This window comes from Pseudomonadota bacterium, assembly GCA_026388315.1.
In the GTDB taxonomy this organism is placed as follows: Bacteria; Desulfobacterota; Syntrophorhabdia; order Syntrophorhabdales; family Syntrophorhabdaceae; genus MWEV01.
In genome coordinates, this window is the sequence record JAPLKA010000058.1 from 1 (window position 1) to 25,654 (window position 25,654).

Annotated in this window: 23 protein-coding genes; 11 read left to right on the plus strand and 12 right to left on the minus strand. The window is 47.7% G+C overall.

Going from position 1 to position 25,654, the window contains the following annotated elements:
• Window positions 1-151: 151 nt before the first annotated feature.
• Entirely contained in the window at window positions 152-1,930 is a 1,779-nt protein-coding gene (locus NTX75_08925) for an IS1634 family transposase (GenBank protein ID MCX5816345.1), read from the plus strand.
• A 213-nt stretch (window positions 1,931-2,143) separates the two neighbouring features.
• Here NTX75_08925 and NTX75_08930 read toward each other — a convergent pair whose 3' ends face one another.
• The 5 genes from NTX75_08930 to NTX75_08950 form a co-directional block, all read right to left on the minus strand.
• Window positions 2,144-2,749: a cytochrome b/b6 domain-containing protein gene (locus tag NTX75_08930; GenBank protein ID MCX5816346.1), complete on the minus strand. Its 606-nt coding sequence runs from the start codon at window positions 2,747-2,749 to the stop codon at window positions 2,144-2,146.
• Window positions 2,746-4,416, minus strand: a complete 1,671-nt coding sequence (locus NTX75_08935; protein ID MCX5816347.1) for a cytochrome c3 family protein — start codon at window positions 4,414-4,416, stop codon at window positions 2,746-2,748. Before NTX75_08935 ends, NTX75_08930 begins: the two co-directional genes overlap by 4 nt.
• 35 nt (window positions 4,417-4,451) lie before the next feature.
• Complete coding sequence (locus NTX75_08940) at window positions 4,452-4,682, minus strand: zinc ribbon domain-containing protein (GenBank protein MCX5816348.1); 231 nt, start codon at window positions 4,680-4,682, stop codon at window positions 4,452-4,454.
• A 90-nt stretch (window positions 4,683-4,772) separates the two neighbouring features.
• Window positions 4,773-5,150 (minus strand): diguanylate cyclase, encoded by a 378-nt coding sequence (locus NTX75_08945; GenBank protein ID MCX5816349.1) that lies wholly within the window; start codon window positions 5,148-5,150, stop codon window positions 4,773-4,775.
• Window positions 5,151-5,231: 81 nt separating this feature from the next.
• Window positions 5,232-5,519 (minus strand): DUF134 domain-containing protein, encoded by a 288-nt coding sequence (locus NTX75_08950; GenBank protein ID MCX5816350.1) that lies wholly within the window; start codon window positions 5,517-5,519, stop codon window positions 5,232-5,234.
• 104 nt (window positions 5,520-5,623) lie between these two features.
• On the opposite strand from NTX75_08950, the gene NTX75_08955 reads away from it, so the two are divergent.
• The gene (locus NTX75_08955; GenBank protein MCX5816351.1) at window positions 5,624-6,307 is read left to right on the plus strand and encodes a DUF1847 domain-containing protein; all 684 of its coding nucleotides are present in this window, start codon (window positions 5,624-5,626) and stop codon (window positions 6,305-6,307) included.
• A 536-nt stretch (window positions 6,308-6,843) separates the two neighbouring features.
• On the opposite strand, the gene NTX75_08960 is transcribed toward NTX75_08955, so the two are convergent.
• The 3 genes from NTX75_08960 to NTX75_08970 form a co-directional block, all read right to left on the minus strand.
• Window positions 6,844-8,967 carry a PAS domain S-box protein gene (locus NTX75_08960; GenBank protein MCX5816352.1) on the minus strand — a complete coding sequence of 708 codons (2,124 nt, stop codon included), beginning with the start codon at window positions 8,965-8,967 and terminating at the stop codon, window positions 6,844-6,846.
• Between the two features lie 218 nt (window positions 8,968-9,185).
• Window positions 9,186-10,130, minus strand: coding sequence for an alpha/beta hydrolase (locus tag NTX75_08965; protein MCX5816353.1), 945 nt, complete (start codon window positions 10,128-10,130; stop codon window positions 9,186-9,188).
• A 487-nt stretch (window positions 10,131-10,617) separates the two neighbouring features.
• Window positions 10,618-11,139, minus strand: coding sequence for a nitroreductase family protein (locus NTX75_08970; protein MCX5816354.1), 522 nt, complete (start codon window positions 11,137-11,139; stop codon window positions 10,618-10,620).
• A gap of 514 nt (window positions 11,140-11,653) precedes the next feature.
• Between NTX75_08970 and NTX75_08975 the strand changes: the two genes are divergently transcribed.
• From NTX75_08975 to NTX75_08990, 4 genes are all read left to right on the plus strand, one after another.
• Window positions 11,654-12,226, plus strand: a complete 573-nt coding sequence (locus NTX75_08975) for a cupin domain-containing protein (protein MCX5816355.1) — start codon at window positions 11,654-11,656, stop codon at window positions 12,224-12,226.
• A 20-nt stretch (window positions 12,227-12,246) separates the two neighbouring features.
• Entirely contained in the window at window positions 12,247-13,548 is a 1,302-nt protein-coding gene (locus tag NTX75_08980; GenBank protein MCX5816356.1) for an ABC transporter substrate-binding protein, read from the plus strand.
• 62 nt (window positions 13,549-13,610) lie between these two features.
• A complete protein-coding gene (locus NTX75_08985) occupies window positions 13,611-14,333 on the plus strand; it encodes an ABC transporter ATP-binding protein (GenBank protein MCX5816357.1) in 723 nt (240 codons plus the stop codon).
• A 24-nt stretch (window positions 14,334-14,357) separates the two neighbouring features.
• A complete protein-coding gene (locus NTX75_08990) occupies window positions 14,358-15,062 on the plus strand; it encodes an ABC transporter ATP-binding protein (protein ID MCX5816358.1) in 705 nt (234 codons plus the stop codon).
• Between the two features lie 179 nt (window positions 15,063-15,241).
• On the opposite strand, the gene NTX75_08995 is transcribed toward NTX75_08990, so the two are convergent.
• The gene (locus NTX75_08995) at window positions 15,242-15,697 is read right to left on the minus strand and encodes a hypothetical protein (protein MCX5816359.1); all 456 of its coding nucleotides are present in this window, start codon (window positions 15,695-15,697) and stop codon (window positions 15,242-15,244) included.
• On the opposite strand from NTX75_08995, the gene NTX75_09000 reads away from it, so the two are divergent.
• Genes NTX75_09000 through aroE form a run of 5 tightly spaced genes read left to right on the plus strand, consistent with a single transcriptional unit; the run spans window position 15,696 to window position 20,805 of the window.
• A complete protein-coding gene (locus NTX75_09000) occupies window positions 15,696-15,938 on the plus strand; it encodes a hypothetical protein (GenBank protein MCX5816360.1) in 243 nt (80 codons plus the stop codon). The genes NTX75_08995 and NTX75_09000 overlap by 2 nt on opposite strands.
• A complete protein-coding gene (locus NTX75_09005; protein ID MCX5816361.1) occupies window positions 15,935-16,900 on the plus strand; it encodes a branched-chain amino acid ABC transporter permease in 966 nt (321 codons plus the stop codon). Before NTX75_09000 ends, NTX75_09005 begins: the two co-directional genes overlap by 4 nt.
• Window positions 16,901-16,916: 16 nt before the next feature.
• On the plus strand, window positions 16,917-18,095 hold the full coding sequence (locus NTX75_09010) for an iron-containing alcohol dehydrogenase (protein ID MCX5816362.1): 1,179 nt from the start codon (window positions 16,917-16,919) through the stop codon (window positions 18,093-18,095).
• A 27-nt stretch (window positions 18,096-18,122) separates the two neighbouring features.
• Complete coding sequence (locus NTX75_09015) at window positions 18,123-19,895, plus strand: aldehyde ferredoxin oxidoreductase family protein (protein ID MCX5816363.1); 1,773 nt, start codon at window positions 18,123-18,125, stop codon at window positions 19,893-19,895.
• A gap of 40 nt (window positions 19,896-19,935) precedes the next feature.
• Window positions 19,936-20,805 (plus strand): shikimate dehydrogenase, encoded by an 870-nt coding sequence (gene aroE / locus NTX75_09020; GenBank protein ID MCX5816364.1) that lies wholly within the window; start codon window positions 19,936-19,938, stop codon window positions 20,803-20,805.
• Between the two features lie 822 nt (window positions 20,806-21,627).
• On the opposite strand, the gene NTX75_09025 is transcribed toward aroE, so the two are convergent.
• The 3 genes from NTX75_09025 to hemB are packed head-to-tail and all read right to left on the minus strand — an operon-like array spanning window position 21,628 to window position 25,431.
• Window positions 21,628-23,436 carry a thioredoxin domain-containing protein gene (locus NTX75_09025; protein ID MCX5816365.1) on the minus strand — a complete coding sequence of 603 codons (1,809 nt, stop codon included), beginning with the start codon at window positions 23,434-23,436 and terminating at the stop codon, window positions 21,628-21,630.
• Window positions 23,437-23,458: 22 nt separating this feature from the next.
• Window positions 23,459-24,469 carry a radical SAM protein gene (locus NTX75_09030; protein MCX5816366.1) on the minus strand — a complete coding sequence of 337 codons (1,011 nt, stop codon included), beginning with the start codon at window positions 24,467-24,469 and terminating at the stop codon, window positions 23,459-23,461.
• The gene (hemB, locus tag NTX75_09035) at window positions 24,445-25,431 is read right to left on the minus strand and encodes a porphobilinogen synthase (GenBank protein MCX5816367.1); all 987 of its coding nucleotides are present in this window, start codon (window positions 25,429-25,431) and stop codon (window positions 24,445-24,447) included. Before hemB ends, NTX75_09030 begins: the two co-directional genes overlap by 25 nt.
• Between the last annotated feature and the right edge of the window lie 223 nt (window positions 25,432-25,654).

Here is a 25,654-nt window from a genome sequence, read left to right on the forward strand (position 1 = left end):
ACTTAGCGGATTCGACCCTCAGAATCGTTAATATTATTTTTCAGGTCACGTAATTCCAATAGGTTGCAAGCCCATGACCCCCCAAAACTGGCTGTAGTGAAGACCTACCCCCTTTTCAGAAATATGGGGCAAATGGTATCCTGCAGGTACCATGTTCCTCCGTTGCACGAATCGTAAAAAAGATGGTAAAGAACACCGTTATTGGAGCGTGGTGGAGAACCGCCGGGTCGCAGGCGGGAGGGTTGTTCAGAGACAGGTACTCTACCTCGGTGAGATAAACGATACTCAACGCGAGGCATGGCGTAGGACAATTGAAGTCTTTGAGGATGGATCCCCAAAGACGATGGCGCTCTTTCCCGAGGATCGCTCTTATGAGATCGACGACAATCAGGTAGTGAAGGTTCGGCTGAAGGACATAGAGCTGCGCCGGCCCCGACAGTGGGGTGCGTGCTGGCTGGCATGTACGCTGTATGAGCAACTGGGTCTCGGTACATTCTGGGGAGAAAGACTGCCCCCGAGCCGCAAAGGGACACGGTGGGACCTTATCGTCCAGGCGCTTTGCTGTTATTGCCTGATCGATCCGGGGAGCGAATGGCGGTTTCACCGGCACTGGTATGAGACAAGCGCAATGGCCGATCTTCTGGGAGCCGGTTTTGAACTGGTAGAGATCCATAAGCTCTATGCGTGTCTGGACCTGCTCATTGAACATAAGCGGGCATTCTTCGACTATTTGACGCAACGCTGGAGAGACTTGTTCAACGCGAAGTTCGATGTCCTCCTCTATGACCTGACCAGCACCTACTTCGAGAGCGATCCTCCCTTCCCGGAGGGGGACAAGCGAAGGTACGGCTACAGCAGGGACAAACGGTTCGATTGCGTGCAGGTAGTCATTGCCCTGATTGTTACCCCCGAAGGGTTCCTCCTGGCCTATGAGGTGATGGCGGGAAATACCGCCGACAATACTACCCTGCAGGAGTTTCTTGAGAAAATCGAGGAACAGTACGGCAAAGCTGAACGTATATGGGTGATGGATCGGGGCATTCCAACAGAAAATGTATTACAGAATATGCGCACGGGCGCCCCTCCTGTATACTACCTGGTGGGAACACCCAAAGGACGCCTGAGCCGTTATGAGAAGGCATTGACTGACCAACCGTGGCATAGGGTCCGAGATGGCGTGGATGTGAAGCTGCTTCCTCAGGATAATGAGGTCTATGTGCTGGCGCAAAGCAGGGACCGCATCCATAAGGAACGCTCGATGCGGCAGCGTCAACTGAAGCGGCTGTGGAAACGTCTTCATCAGTTGCAGGACATGCAGTTAACCCGGGACCAGCTACTCCTCAAACTGGGGGCAGCCCGTCAGCAATCACCGTCGGCATGGAGGCTTGTGGAAATCCATATTCCCACAACAGATGAACCCTTCCGGTTTTCCCTGCGCAAGGACCGGCTGCGGAAAGCCAAGCGCCGGGAGGGGAGGTATCTCCTTAGAACCAACCTGATCGGCCGCGATCCCGCCGAGATGTGGGAGTTCTATACTCAGTTGGTTCATGTCGAAGAAGCGTTCAAGAACCTCAAAGGAGACCTGGCACTCAGGCCGATCCATCATCAGGAAGAAAGGCGTATCGAAGCACACATCTTTGTGGCCTTCATGGCATATGCCCTCCATGTGACGCTACGCCATCGTCTCAGCGCTCTTGCACCCGGATTAATGCCCCGGGCTGTTCTGGAGAAGTTCAGCGTCGTCCAGATGATAGATGTGCATCTTCCGACAACCGACGGCCGCACAGTGATCATGTCCCGGTATACCCGACCTGAACCGGAACTGCAGATCCTGCTCCAGCAACTACGGCTCTCTTTCCCTAAACAGTCCTCCCCCCGCATGGTGGCCAAAGAAGATGTGAATAAACAAAATGTAGTGAAGACTTTTTAGAGGCACCACTTGATATTAAAGGACTTCTGATCGACATATCCTTCGAATCCGCTAAGTTGGGCTAATGAAGAAAGAAGCTGCCTGTACGTGTCCTCACCCTTGGCGAGTTCATCAAACTTAATTAAAAATATGGCTGACTCCTCGGATCAACTGGGTTTCTGATTATTTTTAATGGTGGGATTGAGAGGGTAAAACCTGAATTAAAGTGCCCGATTATTCCTCATACCCTGTTATCATGCCTTTGATGTGGGAATGAAGCTTCGGCCCCAGGGTTGTCATGTAGAGATGTACGAGAAGATATAAGATAAAAACGTACGCCGCAGCAACGTGGACCGCGTCGAGGATTCGCAACCCTCCCAGGGCTTTAATCCATGAAAAGAAGAAAAGTATGTCGCTGAAGAGAACCCCGGTAATAACAATAATGGGAACAAAAACAAGCATAACTGATGAGTAGGCAAGTTTTTGCATGGGATTGAATTTGTTGTCAGGGGAAGGTTTAAAAGGATTTTTTTCTCCTCTGAAAATCGAAAATATATAGTACAACGCCTGCCGGGGCATGCCTTTTATATCCTCGAAACCCATGAGGTAATGTTTTGTCAGCCCGCCCGTCGCCAGGTAATAAAAAAACCAGAAGAGGAAGGAACCTGTCATGGCATAGCCGAAATATTTATGGAGAAGAACCGCATATCTGTAATCATGCAGGATTTGAATCGAAGGTACCCTCAATTGAATGCCGGTTATGATGAGGACAAGAACGATACATGCGTTTGCCCAGTGCCATATACGGAGCGGTAATGAATGGAGGTATGATTTACTCATTTTTTCACCACAATCCTTAAGAATATATGGACGGCAATCCCGAACAAAATCAACAGAGAAAAGACTATGCCAATGAGATCGATTACTTTGAAACCAAGTTCATCTATCACCTGGGACTTATCTTTCCAGCCCGTCTTAAGGATGCTGTCAAAATCTTTGGCGCGCATCTTCCCTTCGCCTAAAAGGCATATATCTATAAACACCGATGTTGGAAACGCTGAGAGCACAGGACCCTTGACGGGGATATGGATAATTTTATCTCCGTCAGGTACAGAAAGGAACATGGACTCATAAAATGGGGCTTTTTCCGAATGACAAGTGGCGCATACCTTGCTCTTTGTATCCTTTTCTGAGTAGTTGTGAAAAGCCTTTGTGACAACAATCGAACTGCTTATGGTGACCTCTTTCTGAAGCCTCTTTCTTAACTCGATAAAGAAACCGGCCAATTCCTTACAGAAAACCGTGCCGTCTCCATTACGGTCAATCAATTTTTCCAATTCAACATTTTTTCCGAATACTTTTTCTAAGTCTTGATACTTGAGAGGAGCCGTTCTATCGCCTTCTTTGACAACAAAGCTGAAGACCATGCTCTTTGTCGAATTTGGGCTGTGACAGGTGGAACATTCGAGGTAGTGGAAATGCAGAACCGTATTGGGCAGCCATTTGTGTTTATTAATATAGTCCTTGTGACAGCGCACGCATACCGAAAGCCTTTCGGGGGCGCTCAGCTCTTTATATGCCTTTACGTGATGGGGGTTATGGCAATCAGTACAACGGGCTGCACCCTTCACAGAGTGAGCCGTATCTTTATAAATGCTATATAATTTGTCGTGGCAGGTTATACAGGCGCTATCATCGATCCGCTTCTGGGAGGTATGACAATCAGAGCACTCAATGCCTTTTTTCCCGTGGACTGTATGCTTGTAATCTTCGATAGAGGGCAACTCAGGGATGAAGATCTTCCGGTCTGCGGAAAGTTCATAGGATTGTTTCCCCATGATTGTCACTCTTGCCTGTTGAAAAATACCCCCGTCGCTATGGCAGCTTTTGCATGACAAAGGCTTTTTTGTAACTGAATGAGGCTCTGTCTTTGCCGAAAACTGTTTTTTTATCTCTCCCTTGCCCGTGGGCACTTTTTGAAGCAGCGCCTGAAGATTATTCCATTCGTTATGGTCTATAAACTGATTTCCGTCAGGATCAATAGTTTCCCTTTTTATGGGGTCTTTCTTGCCCGTATCTATGTGTATCCTGACTTCACCTTTTTCTGATTTTCCATGACAGACAAGACAGTCGATTGCCTTGAGGTGCTTTTCACTGGAGGGCAGAGATGCATGAGATACCCCCGAATGACATGAAAGACAGCCCTTTTTCTCTCCTGCTGGAAAATGAACGCTGTGGCAGTCTTTGCAGGAAAGGTTTTTCTCGCTGTGAATGCTTCGTTTATACTCCGCTGCAGCTTTGCTGTGACAGGCTTTGCAGGATGGTCTTTTCAGCTTTTCATCATGGGGCACGGAGCCGATATCGTCGTGGCATTGGACACATGTCGTTGTCTGTCCATGTCTGGATTCTTTATATTTGTCGTGGCATCCAAGGCAATCTTCATTTGATATCGAGGCATACGAAACGAGTGGGAACAGGGCGACAAATATGAGTACAATAACATTCATCAAAATACCTACACCTGATTTAAGCAGGTATTAATCTATCCTCCGCAGCAGCTACCCGGACTCCCGCAGGAACCCGGAGCTCCGCAGCAACTTGCCGGACTGTCGGATGCAAAGCTGCCGCCCGAGCCTTTCGTATTATGGGCCGACAACAGTTTTTCAAGATTTTCACTATTGCACGATCTGCAGTGCAACTCATCGTCTTTGCCGAAGACTATAAATTCGCTTATCCCGCCGCAATCTTTGCATCTATATTCATATATGGGCATGCTGTCCTCCTGCTTATTTGAATCGTTTGTATCTTTTCACCTTGTCCCGCCTTCGGCAGGATTAATACTTGCACGTTTCACTCTTAATTCTCAATGTCCGCATCCGCCGCCCTGATGACCGCTGCATGCGTTGAACATGCTCAATTCCGGGAGCTTGTTTTCTATCAGCAAATTGAGATTGTCCTTCACTGTCTCTTTTACCGACCCGTAGACCTTGATTCCTGCCGCATTAAGTCCCCTTATGGCACCTGCGCCTATACCGCCGACAACCACCGCCTCTATGTCCTGTCCTCCGATTGCCTTAATCGGGCTGCATGCACCGTGAACATGGTTTAAGTCCCTGTTGTTAACCGTAACCGTCTTCTGGAGTTCCGTGTCGACAACGATAAATATTGGGGCAGAACCGAAATGGCCGTACACTATACTCTCAATTCCCTGATCTTCCTGAACTGCAAAACATACTTTCATTGATTAACCTCCGTTTTTTTACTGCAAATTTCAATGACCAATTTTGGAATTTGATATTAGGCTACTGTCTTTCACTTTTTGCTATTCACTATTCACAGCCTTTATTTGGAGCGCCTTTCCGTTAATAATGGCATCGGCAACCTTACGGCGCGCGCCGTCGAGGATACGACCAAATGTGGGGCGTGAGATGCCCATATGCTCCGCTGCCTTCTCGTGATAGAATCCTTCATAATCAGCAAGCCGTATTGCTTCTAATTCATCCATGTTTAAGGAGACCTCTTCAAGCTGAATAAGGGGGATACCCCTTGGTTTAAAGCAAGAGCTATTAGGAGAACAGTTGACGCATCTGCACTTCTTCGGTCTCGACATGCACACATTGTAAGCATATGCTCATAAAATGTCAAGCGTTTTTCAACAATTTGTAGACTCCTCAGGGCTTTTATGCAATAAGATTGTACATAAGAGGAGGTTATATGAAGAAGGGTAATCTATCTAACTGTGCAAGTTGCGGATATCCGGTAAAAGAGCGTATTTGCGTAAGCCGCAAAGGCAAGGGATCAAAAGGATGTCCCACGACCGGCATGAAAAAGTTGGTTGCTCAGGCAAAGAAGCATTATGAAAATAGTGACATCGGTGAATTTGCCCGTCAGACATCCATACAGGAAGGGGAATGCTACGCAGGACGGGACAAGAGACCCTATACCATGCATCCGACAAAACCGAGGATTCAGGAGATCTGCGAATTTGCCCGGAAGATGGAATATACCCGCCTCGGTCTCGTTTTCTGTGCCGGTCTTGCAAAAGAGGCATCCATTGTTAATGATATATTGAAAAACCAGGGCTTTGAAGTAGTATCTGTCATTTGTAAAGTCGGGGCTATCCCTAAGGAAGAGATCGGCGTGAAAGAGAACGAGAAGATTTATATCGGGGAACACGAATCCATGTGCAACCCCATTCTCCAGGCTATGATCGTCAACGAAGCAAAAAGTGAATTTAACATTTTGTTGGGACTCTGCGTCGGTCACGACTCACTCTTTTTCAAATATGCAGAAGCGCCGACAACTGTGCTGGCGGTAAAGGACAGGGTGACGGGCCATAACCCCCTTGCCGCTGTTTACTTGTGCGGAAACTACTATTCATGGCTCAACGGACAATAATCTTGATCGGCTCTTTCTCGATTTTCATGCTATTGTGGCATACCCTACCCTGTCATATGTTAAAAGCTAAAACCATCCTATCTTACATATATTGCCAGGTCCCGGGGTTCGCCTCAGCCCTGTTTAATCCGCTTGCCCGGCAACCCATAAACCAGTTATGGTAAAATGTTGCGTTAATGAGAACTTTTTTTTCAGTATTAAGCCCAGTTTTATTATGCCAAATGGTGTGTTTTTATTCAAGGGGGATTATAATGATAGTGGTATTATAGTTCTGATATGGAGGGCATGTTTTGATGATAAAGAACCATTATTCCTGCCGTTATGGCGAGCAGTGATGACGCAAATTCAAAAAGAGCGTGGACATCGCTGCTGCTTCTTCAGTCTGATGTAGCAACGCAAGGATAAAACAATAAAGGCAAGAGAAATAAGGCAAAAAAGGGTAGATAGTTTATGATTTTTTTCATAGTATATTCATTGGTAGCGTCCCTACTTAAAAAGAGGAATGGCGTATTTTCTGGTTCCAGCTATGTTATCCATCATACTTCAAATTCCAGAATAAACTTTGTTCCATTATCCCGTCCAAACGTCATGCTTCCTTCGAGCTGTTCTGTTAATATACCGACAAGCTGCATACCAAATCCGGTAGAGGCTGTAATATCAATTGATTCAGGAATTCCAACACCGTTATCCTGTATCATTAGGGTTACATGGTTATCCTTTGCCGAAAGAGATACCGCTATTATGCCGTTTTCTCTGCCGGTAAATGCATACTTCATTGCGTTTGTAAGCAGTTCATTCAGAATCATACCCAAAGGTGATAAGGTCTTTGCGTCAAAGATGATATCATCGATCTGTGTTTTAATGGTGACCAATCCCCGGTTGGGGAAATTGCCGACAATTTCATCAACCAGAGAGGGGAGGTATTCCTTTGTTGATATTTTTCTAAAATCGGCCGATCGATATAGCTTGTCATAGAGAACCATCATGCTCCGGACACGGCTGCCCGCATCCTCAAGGGCAGCAATAGCCGGTGGATTGTCTTCCAGTGCGTCTGCTTGTAGAGAGAGGAGGCTCACGATCACGGTCATGTTGTTCTTGATCCTGTGATGTACCTCACGGAGGATGAGTTCCTTTTCTGAGAGGAGGTTTTGTATTTCCTCTTCGGTAAGTTTACGTTCGGTAACGTCAGTGGCGATTTCCAAACGAACCAGCCGTCCGTCAATCCAACGTATTGCCTGGTCTCGGCAGTCGTACCAGTTACTGTTTTTTGTATTCTGAAATTCCCAACGATACACGCCTGTCGGGATTCCGGAATCGGACAGCAACCTGTTGTTTGTACAAAATTTACATGGACCCCCCTGACCTTCCTGAATCGTTTCCCAGCATCTCCGCCCTACTATATCACCCCATACTTCGTGACCATACTTGTTTAAAAACAGGACCTCATAAGAATTGAAGTCCGCCACATACACAAGTGCATCAATGCTATCCAGCACTGCTGTCAGGCGTATTTGATCATTTATCAGGCGTATTTGATCGTTTTCCAGGGCCTCCTCCAAACGTTTGCGCTCGGTAATTTCCTCAATTGTCCCATCGTAATGTGTTATATTGCCTTGTCCATCCCTTACGGTATGAGCATTAATTGAAACCCAGAATATCTCTCCGTTACGTTTACGAAACTGTACCTCGTACTGTTCTACCTTTCCTTCCTTAGATAAAATTCTTTTAAATATTTCTCTATCTTCAGAATTGACGTACATCTGCGCTGCAGTTACATTATTGATTAACTCGTCAGATGTATCATACCCATACATTTTTACAAGGGCAGGATTAGCACTGCAAATGCATCCATCAGGGGTGGTTTGATAGATTCCGAGAATTGCATCATCGAAGATATTGCGGTATTTTTCTTCGCTCGCCTGTAGTGCTTCCTCGGCCTGCTTGCGCTCGGTGATATTTTCGGCAAAACCCTCGTTTATGAAAGGTATACCGGCACGATCACGCACCACCCTGGTAGTCATGGAAACCCATATGATACTTCCGTCCTTCCGGTACATCTCAGCTTCATAATTATCAGCTACTCCCCGTTCACCCAATATCCGGAGGTGCTCCAATCGTTGTTCCGGGTTGAAATAGAGCTGGCTCCCTATGTCGTTAACAGAGCTAATAAGTTCTTCAGGGGAATCGTATCCGAACATTTCTGAAAGGGCTCGGTTGGCTGAGAGAAATCGTCCTTCATGGGTGGTCTGGTAAATGCCTTGTACAGAATTTTCAAAGAGGGAACGAAATCTCTCTTCGCTCTTCAGCAGCAACCTTTCTGCCCGCTTGCGCCGTGTCGATAAAAAAGTGACGACTCCAGCGATACCGATGAACAGAGCTACCCTTATCAATGCCTGCGTGATGATATTGCTTTCCGATGTAAAGACGATGATCAACAGCAAATAGAAAACTGCAAGGCAAACAGAGTATACAAACCCTCTCATCGTGTAATACATGCAGCTCAGTATAATGGGGATATAGAAAAGATTCTGAAACACAATAAATGAGCCGGAGTATAGATAATGCAGGCTGATAAGAATGGTCGCGATCGTTGCGGCAGCGATGATTGTAATGTGAAGACGGTTTCTTCGCGGATCTTTTTCAGGATTAATAATGTTCATTCACGTGGGCCTTTCGAGGAATAGTAGTTTAAGCAAATTTGTGCTTGATTATCATTATCGCATAATTCCTTATGAAGTTAAGATAAATTAGCTAATTCAGGCCGTTTAGCAGTTTGAAAGCCGCTATGAAAGCTAAAATGCTGTCTGCGTGGATTACGGGAAGCTGTACTTACTGCCTGTTTTCCTTTTGTCTGTTTTTCCGCATATCCATTTCCCACCTAATATATATCATTAACTTTTTTCAGCATTTGGTAACCGTAGGCAAGATGATAAAAATGCCCTTGGCCTTCAATAAGATTGAGATGGACATCTTTGGCGGTAAGGGCTAAATACTCGCTGAATTGTTGGGGAATAAAAATGTCCGCTGTACCTTGGTAAACTTCTATGTGGATGTCGATATCAGCAAGGTTGAAGCCCCATTCCTTATACACTGTTTGAGCATCATAGGCCGGTCCTTCGGCCCCATGACGAAAGAGTTCCTGAAAGTCACGCATGAACAGGTATTGTAAATCTGGGAGCTTGAACAGTTCTTTATCGGCAGGGCACAAGCTGGAATCAAACATTTTCGCAAAAGATTTTGGACTTTTCATGACCTTCTGCATTATCCCGAGGAGAGAAAAGGGAATCTCAAAGAGCTGCAGGGGCAAATGCGTGCCGAGCTCTGCGTAGAGACGATCCATGGCGCCCAGATGTCTTACCATTTCTTGATCTTGATAAAGGGGCATAGCGCAAGCCAGATCCACGACGCAGCGCAGGCGGTCAGGGATAGCAAAGGCGCTGGCCATAAGGGCAGGCCCACCACCGGAGATGCCGATAGCCCCAAAGGTATGGATTCCGAGCTCGTCAGCCAGATCGGCCATGTTTTGCGCGTATTCCAGGATGGTCCATCCGTGGCGAAAATCCGATTGGGCAACTCCAGGACGATCCGGGGCAATGATGCGAAAGCCGTGCTTCCGGCCGGGATTATGGAGGAGCATGCCGTGGACATGGGAACCTGTCCCGTGGTAGAAAAAAAGAGGGCGCCCCTGAGGATCTCCATATTCATGGAACGCCAGCTTCGTTCCCTGCCGCGTCGTATGGAATTGCACCGCTTTTTCCAGCTCCTCTAATTCGTCCTTGGACAGGATGCTCAATTCCTCATCATTGTCGATGCTTTCATGCATGATAATAGCCTCCATAAATGTTCATTGATATAAGGCATTGCTTTTTTACAGTTTAAGTATACGGTGTTGTAAATCTATATGTCAACGGGAAGAAGGCGGCAACAATGAATTACCATTTGCAATGGAGCATCATGCGTGTGAGATGCAAAGGCATAGTTTCAGGAAGACGGAGTCCACGTGCACTGAAAATTGGCTGGCAACCAGTGCTATACCCATAATGTGCAGTATTTGTGAAGGTAAAAATGGAATTTACCTATTATTCTCGACATCTACAAGTCGCGCATAGGGCCTTTTGGCTTCAGTCGTGAATTACGAGAAAAAATGTTGGTTTTATGAACAGCATTTTGGATACAGATAACAAGACCCCAATGCTTTTTTAAATTGCTTCAAAAACAGCACTTTAAACCGTAAAATAGGCCATTTTCAATACATAAAACTACCTATTTCAATTAGGTTGGTTTGGTCCGACCCCGATTGCCGACAGTGATCACCGGTAACCGTTGTATTTTATCTTTCCGTACTCGAGTTGTTCGAAGGGGACCGGCGTTTTTGTTTCCGCGGGATAACCCATACTGATCAGGCACTCTACCCGCAAGTGGTCGGGTATGCCGAGGAGTTCCTGAATATAGCTCTCCGAAGTCTTTTCCACGGCGTGAAACCTGTTTCTGACCTGAATCCAGCATGTTCCAAGACCTAATGAATGAGCTGTAAGCTGTACAACAATTGAGGTGATGGAGCAATCCTCCACCCATACGTCCGACTTTGTCTCATCTCCGCAGACCACGATACACAGCGCCGCATCTTTAAGGAAAGTTGACCCGTGCTCTTTTGCATGGGAAAGCCGGCGGAGCAGTTCGCGATCGTCAACAAATATAAAGGTCCATGGATTGTTGCCACGTGATGAGGGGCAGCGGAGCAGGGCCTCCTTGAGGATATCCACCAAGCCTTTATCAATCCCCTTTTTCTCATATTGCCTTATGCTGCGCCTGGTTCTGAGAATCTCGATCATTGTCTGCCTCCCGTCGAATCGTGTAGTCTGATGTAGACATGATATAGCATTTTCAGAGAATTGCAACTGGTATAAACAGAGGTGTCGAGACAAAATAGAAATGACTTGTGTCCTTAACCTTTTTCTTTAAGCAATCATACGTGGAGCCCCAAGGTGGTTACGGAGGGTTTCCAAATTGTTTCGCTTTCAATTACGGTGACAACGTTTTCGTGCAAAATCTCTGGCGCCAGTTCAGCATCTATATCTACTACCGGGGAATATTTAGATACATAATCTCTATTTCGTATTGGCTTCAAATGTTTCAAGAAATGAACTGGAGGACAACGAAAATAGAAATACACGTCCAATTTTCCATCTATAAGAAATTTACACAATTAGCTTGACAAGCCCCCCCCCGTAAAAATAAAGTGATAGTTAAAATAATAAAGTATGTTTTAATTTATTCCTTGACATTTAATTTTAGTTCCACCATACTTTTATCGGGGTTAGAATCTCCTTAGGCAAGGGGGTTAGAATGAGAGACAGTATTCAGGAATTGCGGATTCTCGGTGGCAAGATCAAGGCCCTCCGGCTCAGCAGGAAGTTTAAGCTTTCCGATCTTTCTGAACATTCATCATGTACAAGCGCCCATATCTCGCAAATCGAGCGGGGTCTGGTAAGTCCATCCATATCGGTTCTGAAAAATATTTCCAACGCCCTTGGGGTTCGCCTCGTAGACCTGTTTATCACTGATGACCATCAAGAAGATGATGTCGTTGTAAGAAGCGATCATGGGTACGAAATACGCTACCCGCAAGGAGATTCGTCTATCTATCTTCTTGTTAAGCACCTTGATGGTAAGTTCATGGAACCGCTGATAAAGATACTGAAACCGAAGGAAGGCAGCGACGGCCTCTATTCCCACAGCGGCAGTCAGGAATTCGGATATGTGCTTTCGGGAGAATTCGATCTAATGATTGAGGAGAATGTGTACACCTTGAGGAAGGGTGACAGTTTTTATTTTAACTCAAGCCGGCCTCATGGGTTCGTCAACAATGGAGAGGAAGTGGCAGAGATACTGTGGGTAATCAGCCCACCAACCTACTAAATAAACTTAAGGAGGGTTTTATGAAAAGGTGCTCGTTGTTGTTCTTGGCTTTTGGCTTGGTATTATTATCGGCATTTGCCGTATCGTCAGCAGAGGAAGACATTAAGGTCGGGGTTTTACACTCCCTGACAGGTCCATTCGCTCCGGCCGGTGGTCTTTCCGGACAAAGAGGTTCGTTGATCGCGATCGACATGATAAATGCAAGAGGAGGGGTAGCAGGGAAATATAAGGTAAAGGCTGTAGAGGCTGATGCCCAGAGCAACCCGGAAGTAGCGATCCGTGAAGCGGGGAGGCTTATATCTGTTGAAAAGGTACCTGTTATTGTCGGGGTTTTTTCAAGTTCCATTGCAGTGCCTCTCGCTCCGATTGCCGATAAGAATAAGACCATCTTCTGGATCAGCATCGCCATTTCCGATAAAGTTCTTGAAGACAGACATCTGAAATATGTTTTTCGTATCCAGCCAATGGGTTCCCAGTGGGGTAACTCCTCCGTGGATATGCTGTCCGAGATTTACGGAAAACTCGGTTACAGCAAACCGAGCCAGGTAAAACTGGCTGTTGCTTATGAGGATGGACCGTATGGAACGATCGTATCGAAGGCAAACCTCGACAGGGCAAAGAAATATCAGATGCCTGTAGGCCTTACCGAGGCTTACACCCATACTGCGAAAGATCTCTCATCTTTGGTCCTTAAAGTAAAAAGGGCCAACCCTGATGTGATGCTCCATACCGGCTACTTCCCAGATGTGGTGCTCTTCCTCCGGCAGTCAAGAGAACTCGGTCTTAAGTGGAAAGGACTCATAGGCCATGGAGCTGGTTACGCCAATTTTCGTGAAATGGAAAAATCCCTGGGTAGGTCCATGGTCAACTATGTATGCAATGTAGACCCTGCCCCTGCACAACTCCTTGATTTAAAAAAGCTTAAACCTGGCATAGGCGATTTGGTTGGTGAATTCCTGAAGAGGTACAAGGAAAAATATAAAGAATCCGACCCGGAAACCCACGCCACACAGGGATTTTCCCACGCATGGGTGCTCCTCAACAATGTTATGCCCCTGGCACTGGAGAAATACGGAAAGATCACACCGGATACGATACGGCAGGCAGCCCTCGAAATCGATATACCTGAGGGTGGAACACCAAGCGGCTATGGGGTTAAATTTGCGCCCCCCGAACACAAGTACGCCGGGCAGAACCTGAGGTCTTATCCCGTGGTAAGCCAGTGGGTCAATGGCAAGGTGGAGATCGTATGGCCGGCAAGCTTGCGGACAGCCGAACCCAAGCTCCCGATACCCGCAGATTCTCCGTATGCGGTAAAATAGTGTAAATGGAACCGGAGGGCGTGGTAAAACCAGCCCTCCGGATTTTAACGAGAGGTTCGTTGATGCTGCAAATAAAAGAGATTGTGAAAAACTTTGGTGGTGTACATGCGTTAAGAGATGTTTCCTTTTCGGTGGAGGAAGGCGAATTTGTAGGCCTCATCGGACCCAACGGTTCAGGTAAGACCACCCTTTTTAACGTCATATCCGGAGCATATAAACCCACATCCGGGCACGTGATATTCGAAGGTCATGACATGACTGCCCTTACCCCTGATCGCATATGTCACGCGGGAATAACTCGCACCTTCCAAATTCCTCGACCCATCAAGGGCATGAGCATTCTGGACAACGTGCTCCTGGGTCTTGTTTTTGGCAATGCCGAGCGACCCAAGAAACATGCACGGGAAGCCATGAAGGATGAAGCAGTGAGACTTATCGACTTTGTAGGGCTAAAGCTCGATAAAGATGCCATGCCGGACAAACTTACCGCCGTTGACCTGAGAAAACTCGAACTGGCAAAGGCCTTGGCTACAAAGCCGAGACTCCTTCTGGCCGACGAAATCTTAAGTGGACTGAACCATGACGAACTGGGAGAGGCATCAACCGTCCTCAAAAAAATAAGGGAAGAGATGGGCATCACCATCATCTGGGTCGAGCATATACTCTCCGTTCTCATGAGTCTCGTGGATCGGGTGGTGGTCTTTGATTATGGACGGCTGATTGCAGACGGGACGCCTCAATTGATAGCAAATGATGCGTGTGTACTGGAGGCATACCTTGGCTAAGAATAAAGAAGGAAGGAAACTACCGTGTTAAGCGTTCAAAATGTCAGTGTTTTTTATGGTGAGTTTAAGGCGCTCTCCAATGTCTCCCTCGAGGTCAAGTCCAAACAGACTACTATTGTTCTCGGCCCGAATGGATCCGGAAAGACAACCCTTATGAAGGCTATCTCCGGACTTGAGCGGATACGGAGCGGCGAAATCTATCTCGATGGCGAGCGGGTCGACACGAAAGAGGCACATGAGATAGCAGCAACAGGAATAGCCCTTGTGCCCGAGGGGGGGAGACTCTTTCCCGGCCTGAGCGTGTACGAGAACCTGAAGATAGGGAGCTACATCCCGAGGGTGCGGAAGCAGTTCCAGGAATCCCTGGACGAGGTCTTCTTTCTCTTTCCGAGACTGAAGGAGAGGCAGACACAGATAGCCGGATCCATGAGTGGTGGCGAACGGCAGATGCTTGCCGTAGCGCGAAGTCTTATGTCAAAACCGAAGCTTCTCATACTCGATGAGCCCTCGGCTGGGTTGGCCCCAAAGGTAATCCAGGGCATCTTCAACTTCGTGGAGCAGATCAAGGAACGGGGATACTCCATCCTTATGGTGGAGCAGAATGCCGTCAAGGCTTTACAGCTTGCAAACTACGCATATCTTTTCGAATCCGGCAAACTGGTATTCGAGGGCGGCAAAGAGGAGTTCGACAAGAACGAGTATATCAGGAAAGCTTACCTCGGCATTTAGGGGATACTATGGGTGAACAACTACTAAACGCACTTATCAACGGAATATTGCTTGGGGGGGTTTTTGCACTCCTTGCACTCGGCCTCAATCTCATCTTCGGGGTCGTCAAGATCATTCACCTCGCTTACGGTCAATTCGTCATGATGGGGTTCTACATAATTTACATGTTCTACGAGCAGTTAGGGCTGCCCATCTTTCTCGCCATCTTTCTCGCCATCGTAGTGATGGGACTCGTCGGGTTCCTGACCCAGTTTGTGGTCATCAGACCCCTCCTGACTGCACTGCGACTCAATCAGCTCCTTGCGCTCGCAAGCCTGATCATAATCTTCGAAAACTTCGCCCTCTTTGTATGGGGGGCGGATTACCGGGGCATTCCCTTTGACCTCCCCGTCATCGAGATCAGTAACATTTTCATCAGAACCTCCAGTTTCATTGCCTTCATCGGGGCCCTGGTAGTCATGGGACTGCTTTATCTCTTCCTCAACAAAACCTATCTTGGTCTGGCAATCAGGGCTGTTGCCCAGGACACTGAGGTTGCAAAACTCATGGGTATTAACCCCAAAATGGTCTACTATGTGACTATGATGCTGGGGGGGAGTCCTCACGGCTATTGTAGCCGCCTTCTTTGTTCCCATCTATACCGTTCATCCCCATTTTGGCTCGGCCTTTACCCTGACCGCATTTATTATCGTGGTACTGGGCGGTATGGGCAACCTCCTTGGCGGTTTCATCGCTGCTTTTCTCATCGGGATCATCACTTCTGTGGCTGCGGTACTTACTTCAACTGAAATTGCCGAGATAGTCGTTCTCGTTATCTTCATTCTCGTCATGCTCATACGGCCGCAAGGCATCCTCGGAACAGGGGTGTCGTCATGAACTGCGCGGGAAAGATCGGAAAAGTGGTACCGGCTGTCCTCTTCGTGTGTCTCGTAATCCTGCCCATGTTGCCAATCTCAACGTATATAATCAACGTGGTGACCATTATCTTCATCTGGTCCCTTGTGGCCACCGCCTGGTCCTTTATGGGCCGCTTTTACCTTGTCTCTCTGGGACACGGGGCTTTCATGGGAACGGGGGCCTATGTCACCGTCCTCCTTTTTAATAATTTTGGGCTCTCGCCCTGGATAGGCATGTTTGCGGGAGGCGCGGCGGCCTGTTTCATGGGGGCTGTCCTCGGGTATGCATGCTTTCGCTTCGGTGTAATCGGAGACTATTTTGCCTTGGTCACCCTCGCCGTGGCTGAACTGGTGGCACTCCTTGTTGTAGCTTTCAGGGAAGTGACGGGTGGGTCTCTGGGCCTGACAGTCAAATCCGTGGGGACGTCGCCCTGGCTTTTCCAGTTTGATAATAGAATCTACTTTTACTATATCGCCCTCGTGGCTCTTTGCCTTGTCCTCTTTGTCTGGCGGTTGATTGACAGGAGCGACATGCGAAAAGCCCTGATGGCGATCGGCGAGGACGAACTTGCCGCATCTTCCCTTGGAGTCAATATCATCAAGAACAAGATGGCCATTACCATGATCAGTACGTTCTTCACCGCCCTGGGGGGTACTATCTACGCTCAGTATCTCCTTTATCTATCCCCTGAGACCGTCTGCGGGGTGGGGATGTCCCTTTCCATCCCCTTCAAGGCTATTCTGGGAGGTATGTTCACTCTCTGGGGACCCTTCATAGGTTCGGCCATTATCGTCTCCCTCGAAGAGTATATAAGGGCAGCCTATGGCGGAACGTACACAAGCATATCTCAGATCATCTATGGTATCGCCCTGGTTGTTCTGATCATGTTTCTTCCAAAAGGGATCTTTGGTACCCTGAGGGAGAAATTTCAAAAAAAGTAACTAACGGAGGTGTACCGTGAATAAGGCATTTAGTGAAATTGAAAAGACAAGCATTTTCTTTTCCCCCAACAAGGTGATTCTTGGCAAGGGTGCTGCCCAGCAGGCGGGATCTGAAGTAAAAGCCCTCGGGGGCAAAAAGGTCCTTATCGTTACAGATCCCGGTGTGGTTCGGGCAGGGCTGGTTCAGGTGATACTTGATGCCCTCAAGAGCCAGGGCATCAAGTATGAGGTCTTCGATAAGGTGGAACCGGAACCCCCTGCAAGGGTGGTAGATGCAGGCGCTCAAGCAGCTATTGACAACAAATGTGACACAATCGTAGGCTTTGGAGGCGGAAGTTCCCTCGACGTGGCAAAAGGTGTCTCCATCGTTGCCACAAACAAAGGGAAGGTACTCGACTACACAGGCATCGACATGGTTCCAAAACGCGGTATTCCTAAGATACTTATTCCTACCACAGCAGGGACAGGAAGCGAGGTGACCCGGGTCTTCGTAGTTACCGATGAAACGGATAATACAAAGAAGGTTATCTATACGAACTATAACCTCGCTGAGGTGGGCCTTCTCGATCCCATGCTGACCCTTTCCATGCCTCCTTCCGTGACAGCAGACACCGGCTTCGACGCCCTGGTTCATGCAGTCGAATCCTATGTCTCGGTTAATACCACCCCCTTTGCGGAGGTGCTGGCCCTTCAGGCGATCAGTCTCATTGCTCATAACCTCCCCATAGCTTACTCCAAGGGCACGAATGTTCAGGCGAGATACAATATGCTTTTTGCAGCCTCCATTGCCGGTATGGCCTTTACAAGCGGCGGCCTCGGGGCAGTGCACGGTCTTTCCTATCCTCTTGGCACCGACTTTCATATGGCCCATGGAAAGTCAAATGCTATTATGCTCCCCCACATTGTAAATTTCAATTTCATGGGGAACATGGAGAAGTACGCACGAATTGCTGAGACCATGGGAGAAAACATTCAAGGCCTTTCCCCCTACGAGGCAGCCAAGAAGTCCGTGGATGCAATCAAGGGCCTGCTGAATATTGTCAACATTTCGTACAAACTCAGAGATTATGGTGTAAAGAAAAGCGATCTGTCAAAGCTTGTAGAGGGCGGACTAAAACAGGCGAGACTCTTTATTCCCAATCCGAGAGACCCATCCGAGAAAGACGTAAGGCAGATTTACGAAGCAGCATTATAGCATTCTTTGCCCAGGAGGAAGAGAACAATGAAAGGCGTGTTTCAGAAAGCACTTATTGTCAATCTTACAGACAAAAGTTATACGGTAGAAAAAATCCCCGATGAGGCGTATGAGCATTTTCTCGGTGGTAAAGGTCTCGGCGTATATCTCCTGCTCAAGAAGAACAAACCTAAGGTCGAACCCTTCTCTCCTGAAAACAACTTGATCTTTGTTCTTGGACCGACAAATGACACCAAGATCTGGGGTTCAAGCCGTTACTGTGTGGTTACCAAATCGCCTCTCACGGGAATTTTCTCCGAAGCCTATTCTGGTGGACGAGTGGCAGAACCCATGGGCAAAACAGGTTATGATGCTATAATCCTTCAAGGAATTTCCAGTAGGCCGGTGTGGCTTGAAATAAGTGACGAAAAGATTGAGTTCCATGATGCCGATGACCTTTGGGGTAAGGACGCCTACGTTGCAGAGGATACGATCATTGAAAAAGTTGGCAAAAAAGGGGCTCAGGCGGTGGTCATCGGACCTGCCGGAGAGAATCTTGTCCGTTTCGCAAGTATCGTTAACAACCACTGGCGGTGCGCTGGCCGGACAGGTGTCGGAGCAGTTCTCGGTTCCAAGAAAGTGAAGGGTATCGCTTTTTACGGCAAAACCGTTAGGGAGCCCGCAAATCCTGATGCCGTTGCCAAATTATTCAGCGAATGGGGAAAGAAGGCCAAAACCCTCCCTGCCACCAATTTTTTTAAACGCTTGGGAACACCTGGGCTTGTAGCCATGATCAATACAGTGGAAGCCTTTCCCACAAAATATTGGGCTGAAGGTTCCATGGAAGGCTGGGAGGATATAAGCGCTGAGACATTGCACTCCAAATTTTCCGTCAGGGCCCGATCCTGCAACAAATGTTTTCTTGCCTGTGGCCGTTTGACTACAGTAACTACAGGGAAATATGCCGGGCTCACGATTGACGGCCCTGAATATGAAACCATTTATGCGCTCGGCGGTCTATGCCTCATTAAGGACCTTGCTGAGATTATCAATCTCAACGATATTTGTGACAAAGTGGGTATAGATACGATAACAGCGGGAAACCTGGCCGCCTTTGCCATGGAAGCGTCCGCACGGGGTAAAATATCGGAGAAGATCGAATACGGGGATGCGAAAAGGACTGCCGAACTCTTATGGCAGATTTCCCGCAAGGAAGGCATCGGGTCAATCCTCGCCGAAGGCATTCGCCATGCGGCAAAAGAGTGGGGTCTTGAAGATATAGCTATCCACGTAAAGGGCCTGGAGCCGGCCGGATATGATCCAAGGTACTTTAAGGCTATGGGTCTTGCATATGCGACATCCGACAGAGGAGCCTGCCATATGCGCACCACTGCATTCAGGCCTGAACTTGCCGGCATAATTCCTCCTGATCAGATAGAAGGGAAAGCAGCGGTCGTCATCGATTTTGAAGACAGGCTGACTCTCCAGGACGCACTTATTATTTGCAGATTTTACCGGGACATTTACCTCTGGCCGGAACTCGGACAGATTATCGAGGCGACCACAGGACTCTCGCCGGACAAGGAAAACATTCAGAAGATCGCCTGCAACATACGGAATGCCGTGAGGATTTTTAACCTGAGAGAGGGTATGACCGGGGCTGAAGACACACTCCCGAAACGTTTTTTCGAAGAACCCATAGGGTCGAGGAAACTTGTTATTGCACGGGAAGATTTCGAGAAAATGAAGAAGGACTACTACCAACTCAGGGGATGGAACGAGAGAGGAGAACCTGTCGGCCAACTTCCGGTAGTGATTTGAACAAGTTTGTAAATTCTTCGCTTTTGCACGAGGAGAGAATGTGTTGATTACAGGTGAGACGGGTGTATATTGCATAATAGGTTATCCCATTGCTCACTCACTCTCCCCTGCAATCCATAACGCCGGATTTGAGGCCCACGGTCTCAATCTTGTATACGTTCCCTTTGCCCTTCATCCTGACGACCTGAGTGTCGGGATAAAGGGTCTTCAAGCCTTAGGCGTCCGGGGCATGACCGTCACGGTGCCCCTCAAGGAATTGGCGTACAAGTACATGGATGAGACGGATGATGCCGCCAGGCTGACCGGTGCGGTAAATACGGTGGTTTTTGAAAATGGGAAGAGATCAGGATACAATCTGGATGTTGCCGGGGTTCGCTACTCCCTCGAAAAGCTCGGTCTTCCCCAAGGATCTCAAAGGGCGGTGGTCCTCGGGGCCGGCGGCGCTGCCCGAGCCGTGATAGCAGCCCTCCTTTTCCACAGGACCGCGGAGATCGTAATTTTGAACAGAGGGATTGACAGGGCTCATGCGCTAAAGGATTTCTTTTCAGACAAAACAGACTTGCATCTCATTGCAGGAGCCCTTGACGAAAGCACGATAAGGGACTATCTCCCGGCCAGTGATATTATCGTGAATACCACATCCGTCGGTATGTATCCCAACACGGATGCTTCGCCCCTTCCAAGGGCCCTTATCCCTTCGGGCACAAGAATTCTCGATGCCATATATCTTCCCGAAAAGACAAAGCTCCTGTCTGCAGCCGAGGAGAAAGACTGCAGCATATTGTCAGGCCTGGAGTGGCTCGTTCATCAGGCCACTCTTGCTTTCAGATTATGGACTGGCAAAGAGCTTGATAAGAAGATTGTTATGGATGTCCTGGAAAGATTCTTCGCCACAAGGGCCACAACGTAATCGTCCCTTTTACCATCTTCCCCCATCCCATTTAGGATTTCGGATTGCGGATATCAGCAGTGATTCAGTGAATAGTCGTTAGTCAAAAACCTATTTACCATTCACAGCCTTTTCATGTTTTTTGCCTTTTTAACTATTCACTGTCTACTATTTACCATTCACTGCCCTTTTCACACCTGAGGGGGCTTTTTTTCTCTGGCGCAGGTTCCGGGGCAATCGGTATCCGCAGTTCCACAGTTCATCAAGAAGCGTCACAAGGTCAGGTCGTGTGTATGTTGCGATGTCCATCTCAAGGAAGTTTTAAGTTCCAAGTTTTAAGTTTTAAGTTAAAAACAGACAAAATCACTGATGCTGATTTGAGATGGTTAGTATTATTATGTGGGGGTTCAACTATAAACTATTCACCATTCACTATTCACTGCCTCTAAGGTCGGGACAATCGAGGTTCGCAGCGAAGAGATACCCCTGAGAGACGGGGAGTGTCCCTTCCGTACGGTTTAATCCCGACAGCGGAGGGACAATTGCCTCCTGAATTTTAGGAAACAGTTTTAAAAGTGATATCGTGCGATGCAAAGTCAATACAGTCCTTGCATAGAGCGGTTTCCCTTCTGAAACTTTCCGATGAGATGCAGGTCAAGCATTTTCACCATACACCACACACGTATAGGGGGAGAAACCGGTGAGTGCTTTCACCCGCAAGGCCGGAGCCCGGCAATGCATTTATACCAGTTCGCCTTCATTCATATAACTTCGTTATTTCGTCGTCGCGCTCCTCGACGTACTACATGTACGTCTGCGTCGGTTCCTCCTTGATGCCTCGTTCTATCTTTGAATCCGAATTGGTATTACATCGAGTTTGGTCATATGGAAGTAGGCATCCAGAGCACAGAAATAATAACCTCCATGGATACCCATTGTCCTTGCCACTAATGCAAAGTGCGTCAAAGCTGATTCCGCATATCGCATATATTCATCTCTTCCAAGCATTAATGAGAGTTTTATAAGGCAAATGATACCAGTGGAGTTTGCTGAAGGATGAGGGGTGTCTTCAACGCCCTTTAACCGCATGCCGATAACTTCGCCTTCTGTGTCGAAAAATCCGCCATCCCTTTTATCCCAAAATTTCCCGACACATTGCCCCATATACAGATCGGCCTGATCCAGATAGTTCTTGTCCCCGCTTACCTCATAGGCGCTGATCAGCGCATCGATAAAATTTACATAATCGTCAAGGAAGGCTTCCACCCCTTCTGAATGGAAGGGCTTTCCATCGAAAACATTTGTTTTTGAAATCCTGTTAAGGCTCATGATGGCAAATTCTTTGACGCTTTCGTCGCCAAGCGCCCTGTATGCCTTCAGGAATGCAGATATGAGCATTCCGTTCAGAGACGTATACATTGCTCTGTCTATAACGGGTTTCTGCCTTCCCCCCCTCTCTTTCAAAAGCCTTTGTTTTCCACTTAAGAGAATCCTTTTAACGTCTCTTTCCTCCATATCCAGTTTTTTTGCAAGTTCCCCTGTTCCCTCTGTGATATGGAGCACCATTTTTGAAGCATCGTGGCGCATTGCCCCCTTTTGATGGAGGAAATACAGAGAAAGGACTTTATACTCCTCAGCAGTCAGGAGGTTCTTAAAATCTTCATCCCGCCAGAGGAAATATCCCCCCTCATCGTCAGGGGTAACGTCGGCATCCTGACTTGCATAAAAACCGCCATCCGGATGCGAAAGCTCACGTCTCAAAAAGGTAATGATGCCTTCTGCCACCTCTTTAAAATAATTATCCCCGAAGATGCAATACGCATCGGTATAGTTCCTTAGAAGCCATGCATTATCATCGGCCATTTTTTCGAAATGCGGGATAGCCCACACCATATCCGTAGAATACCGGTGAAATCCACCGCCAAGTTGGTCATGAATACCGCCATCTGCCATTGAGGTAAGCGTTTTTTCAATAGCGCTCCCAAGGGCTTCGTCCTTGCGGAAAAAATACCTGTGAATGAGAAACTCCAGCGCACCGGACATGGCGAACTTGGGGGCGCTCCCAAACCCCCCATGGAGGCGGTCCATACCTGAGAGCATCTTCTCCTCCGCCTCGTCAAGCATGGACTTGTCAAAGCCTTCGCCGGATACTGTGACCTGATTTTTAAGAAATTCGATATATTTTTCACCATACCCGATTGCTTCGTCTTTCTTTTCCCTGTATAACCGGCTTATTGCCAGCAGTATGGCTTTAAACCCGGGTCTTCCGAAGCCTTCATCGGGCGGAAAGTAAGTGCCGCCATAAAAGGGTTTTTTGTCGTGGGTGAGAAACATGCTGAGCGGCCAGCCTCCATTTACGCCCATGGCAGCAAGGGCCTGCTGGTATCTCCTGTCTATGTCGGGCCTTTGGTCCCGATCAAGCTTTACGGGAATAAAATATTCGTTGAGCAGTCTTGCCACCTCTTCATCTTCAAAGCATTCCTTTGCCATAACATGGCACCAGTGGCACCATATTGCCCCGGAGCTTAAAAAAACCGGTTTATTTTCCCTTTCCGCCCTCTCGAATGCCTCTTCGGACCAGGGATACCAGTCTATCTTCTGGTGGGATGCATGCTGAAGATATGCAGATTTTTCATTTGCTAATCGATTCATATTCCACCTCAATTACTGGTCTTCACGCGCCGCTGTATGTGCAGAACGGTTCAGCTTCCATCATATCCCCACAGGATTCATAGGCCCTTGCCCGGCAACCGCTACAGATTTTAAGGTATCTGCATGTGCCGCATTTGCCTTTATACTGTGACAGGTCTCTCAACTGGTTAAAGACCGGAGAATTCATCCAGACATCTTTGACTCCATTCTGCTGCACATCGCCTGAGGGGACCTCCAGGTAACCGCATGGCTGAGCAATACCCCTGTGGGAGATGAACATAAAACTTTTCCCGGCCAGGCAGCCCGCACTCTTCGGCGAATCGCCCTTTTCTTTCACAATCCTGTAATAGTGTGGCGCACAGGTTACTTTTATCTCAATTTCGTTTTTCTTTTCGATCCCATAGAGCCATTCCAGTATGTTTTCGTACATCTCCGCATCGAGCTCTTTGCCCTTCAATCCTTCCCCCCTTCCCACCGGTACAAGGAGAAATATGTGCCAGGCACAGGCGCCACTAGATTTTACAACATTATATATATGTTCAAGGTCGTCAACATTGAGGCGTGTAACAGTGGTATTAATTTGAAAAGGGAGTCCCTCGTTCGCGAGTATCCCTGACGCTTCCATCACAGCGTTGAATGAGCCGTCAACGCCTCTGAATGAGTCATGGCTCATCCTGTCTTTTCCGTCAAGACTCATGCTCACCCTCTTTATCCCTTTTGCCTTCAACTTTTTGCCTTTCGCCTTATCAAGCAGTGTTCCGTTGATTGCTATAACAAGCCGTAAGCCCTTCTCACTCCCATACTCTATAATGTCGAATATATCGTCCCTCATGAGGGGTTCCCCGCCTGTAAGGATAATGGTAGGCGAAGCGAAACTACTTATGTCGTCGAGGATGTTTTTGCATTGGCCGGTGCTCAGTTCACCTGTATGTGGCCCAAGGGTTGCGGCAGCCCTGCAGTGGATGCAATTGAGATTGCAGTTCCTCGTAAGCTCCCACGCAACCATTCTCAGAGGGTATTCTCTTTGAGCCATCCCGCTATATCCTTTGCAAAATAGGTGATGATGATGTCTGCGCCGGCACGCCTTATGCCGGTCATGAATTCGAGAACTGTCCTTTTATAATCAAAATAGTTTTTTGAGGCCGCGAGCTTGATCATTGAATACTCGCCGCTTACCGAATAGGCTGCCAGTGGTATGTTGAATGTCTGTTTTGCCATTGACAATACATCGAGGTAGAAAAGGGCAGGTTTTACCATAATAATATCTGCACCCTCTTCAATGTCCAGTTGTATCTCTCTTAATGCCTCCCTCTGGTTGGGGGGGTCCATCTGATAGGCCCTTCTGTCACCAAACTGGGGTGGAGATTCGGCGGCATCACGAAATGGACCATAGAGGCACGAAGCGTATTTGGCCGCATAGCTCATGATGGGAATAGTGTTATAATCATTACTGTCCAGCAACTCCCGTATTGCCTTTACCCTCCCGTCCATCATATCCGATGGGGCGACCATATCAGCGCCTGCCTCAACATGCGAAAGGGCGCTCTTCGCAAGGAGTTTAAGGGTTTCGTCGTTGTCAACGTAACCGTTTTTTATTATGCCACAGTGGCCATGGCTTGTATATTCACACATGCACACATCGGTTACGACAAGGATGTCATCACCGAAAAGCTTTTTTATTTTTCTTGTTGCCTTCTGAACAATACCGTTCTCATCATAAGCGCCGCTTCCTGTTTCATCCTTGTTTTCCGGGATACCGAAGAGGAGGATTGCCGGCAGAGCATGACTTATAACATCCTCGACCTCTTTCAGTAACCCCTCCACGGAAAACTGGTACACGTCCGGCATGGAAGGGATGGGCACCTTCGCCTGGGTCATTTCTTTGACAAACAAGGGGTAGACCAGATGTTTTGTCGAGAGGTCTGTTTCCTGGATCAACCCTCTTAATTTCTCATTCTTTCTCAATCTTCTCGGTCTGTATTCAGGAAATTTCATGTTTACTCCTTTTTGGCTTTTCGGTTTTGTTAAAACCTTTATCTTGCCGCCCGCTTCGCTCGACAAATGCGGACAAGAGCAGACAAATAGTTATTTTGCCAACCGGCGACATTGCCGCCTGTCAAATATTCGGCCCTAACGGGCGAATATATCTACATTGCCCGAAGGGCATGGAGTATATCGGGTGCCGGGTCGGCAGCCGATATAAAATACCGTCCGGCTT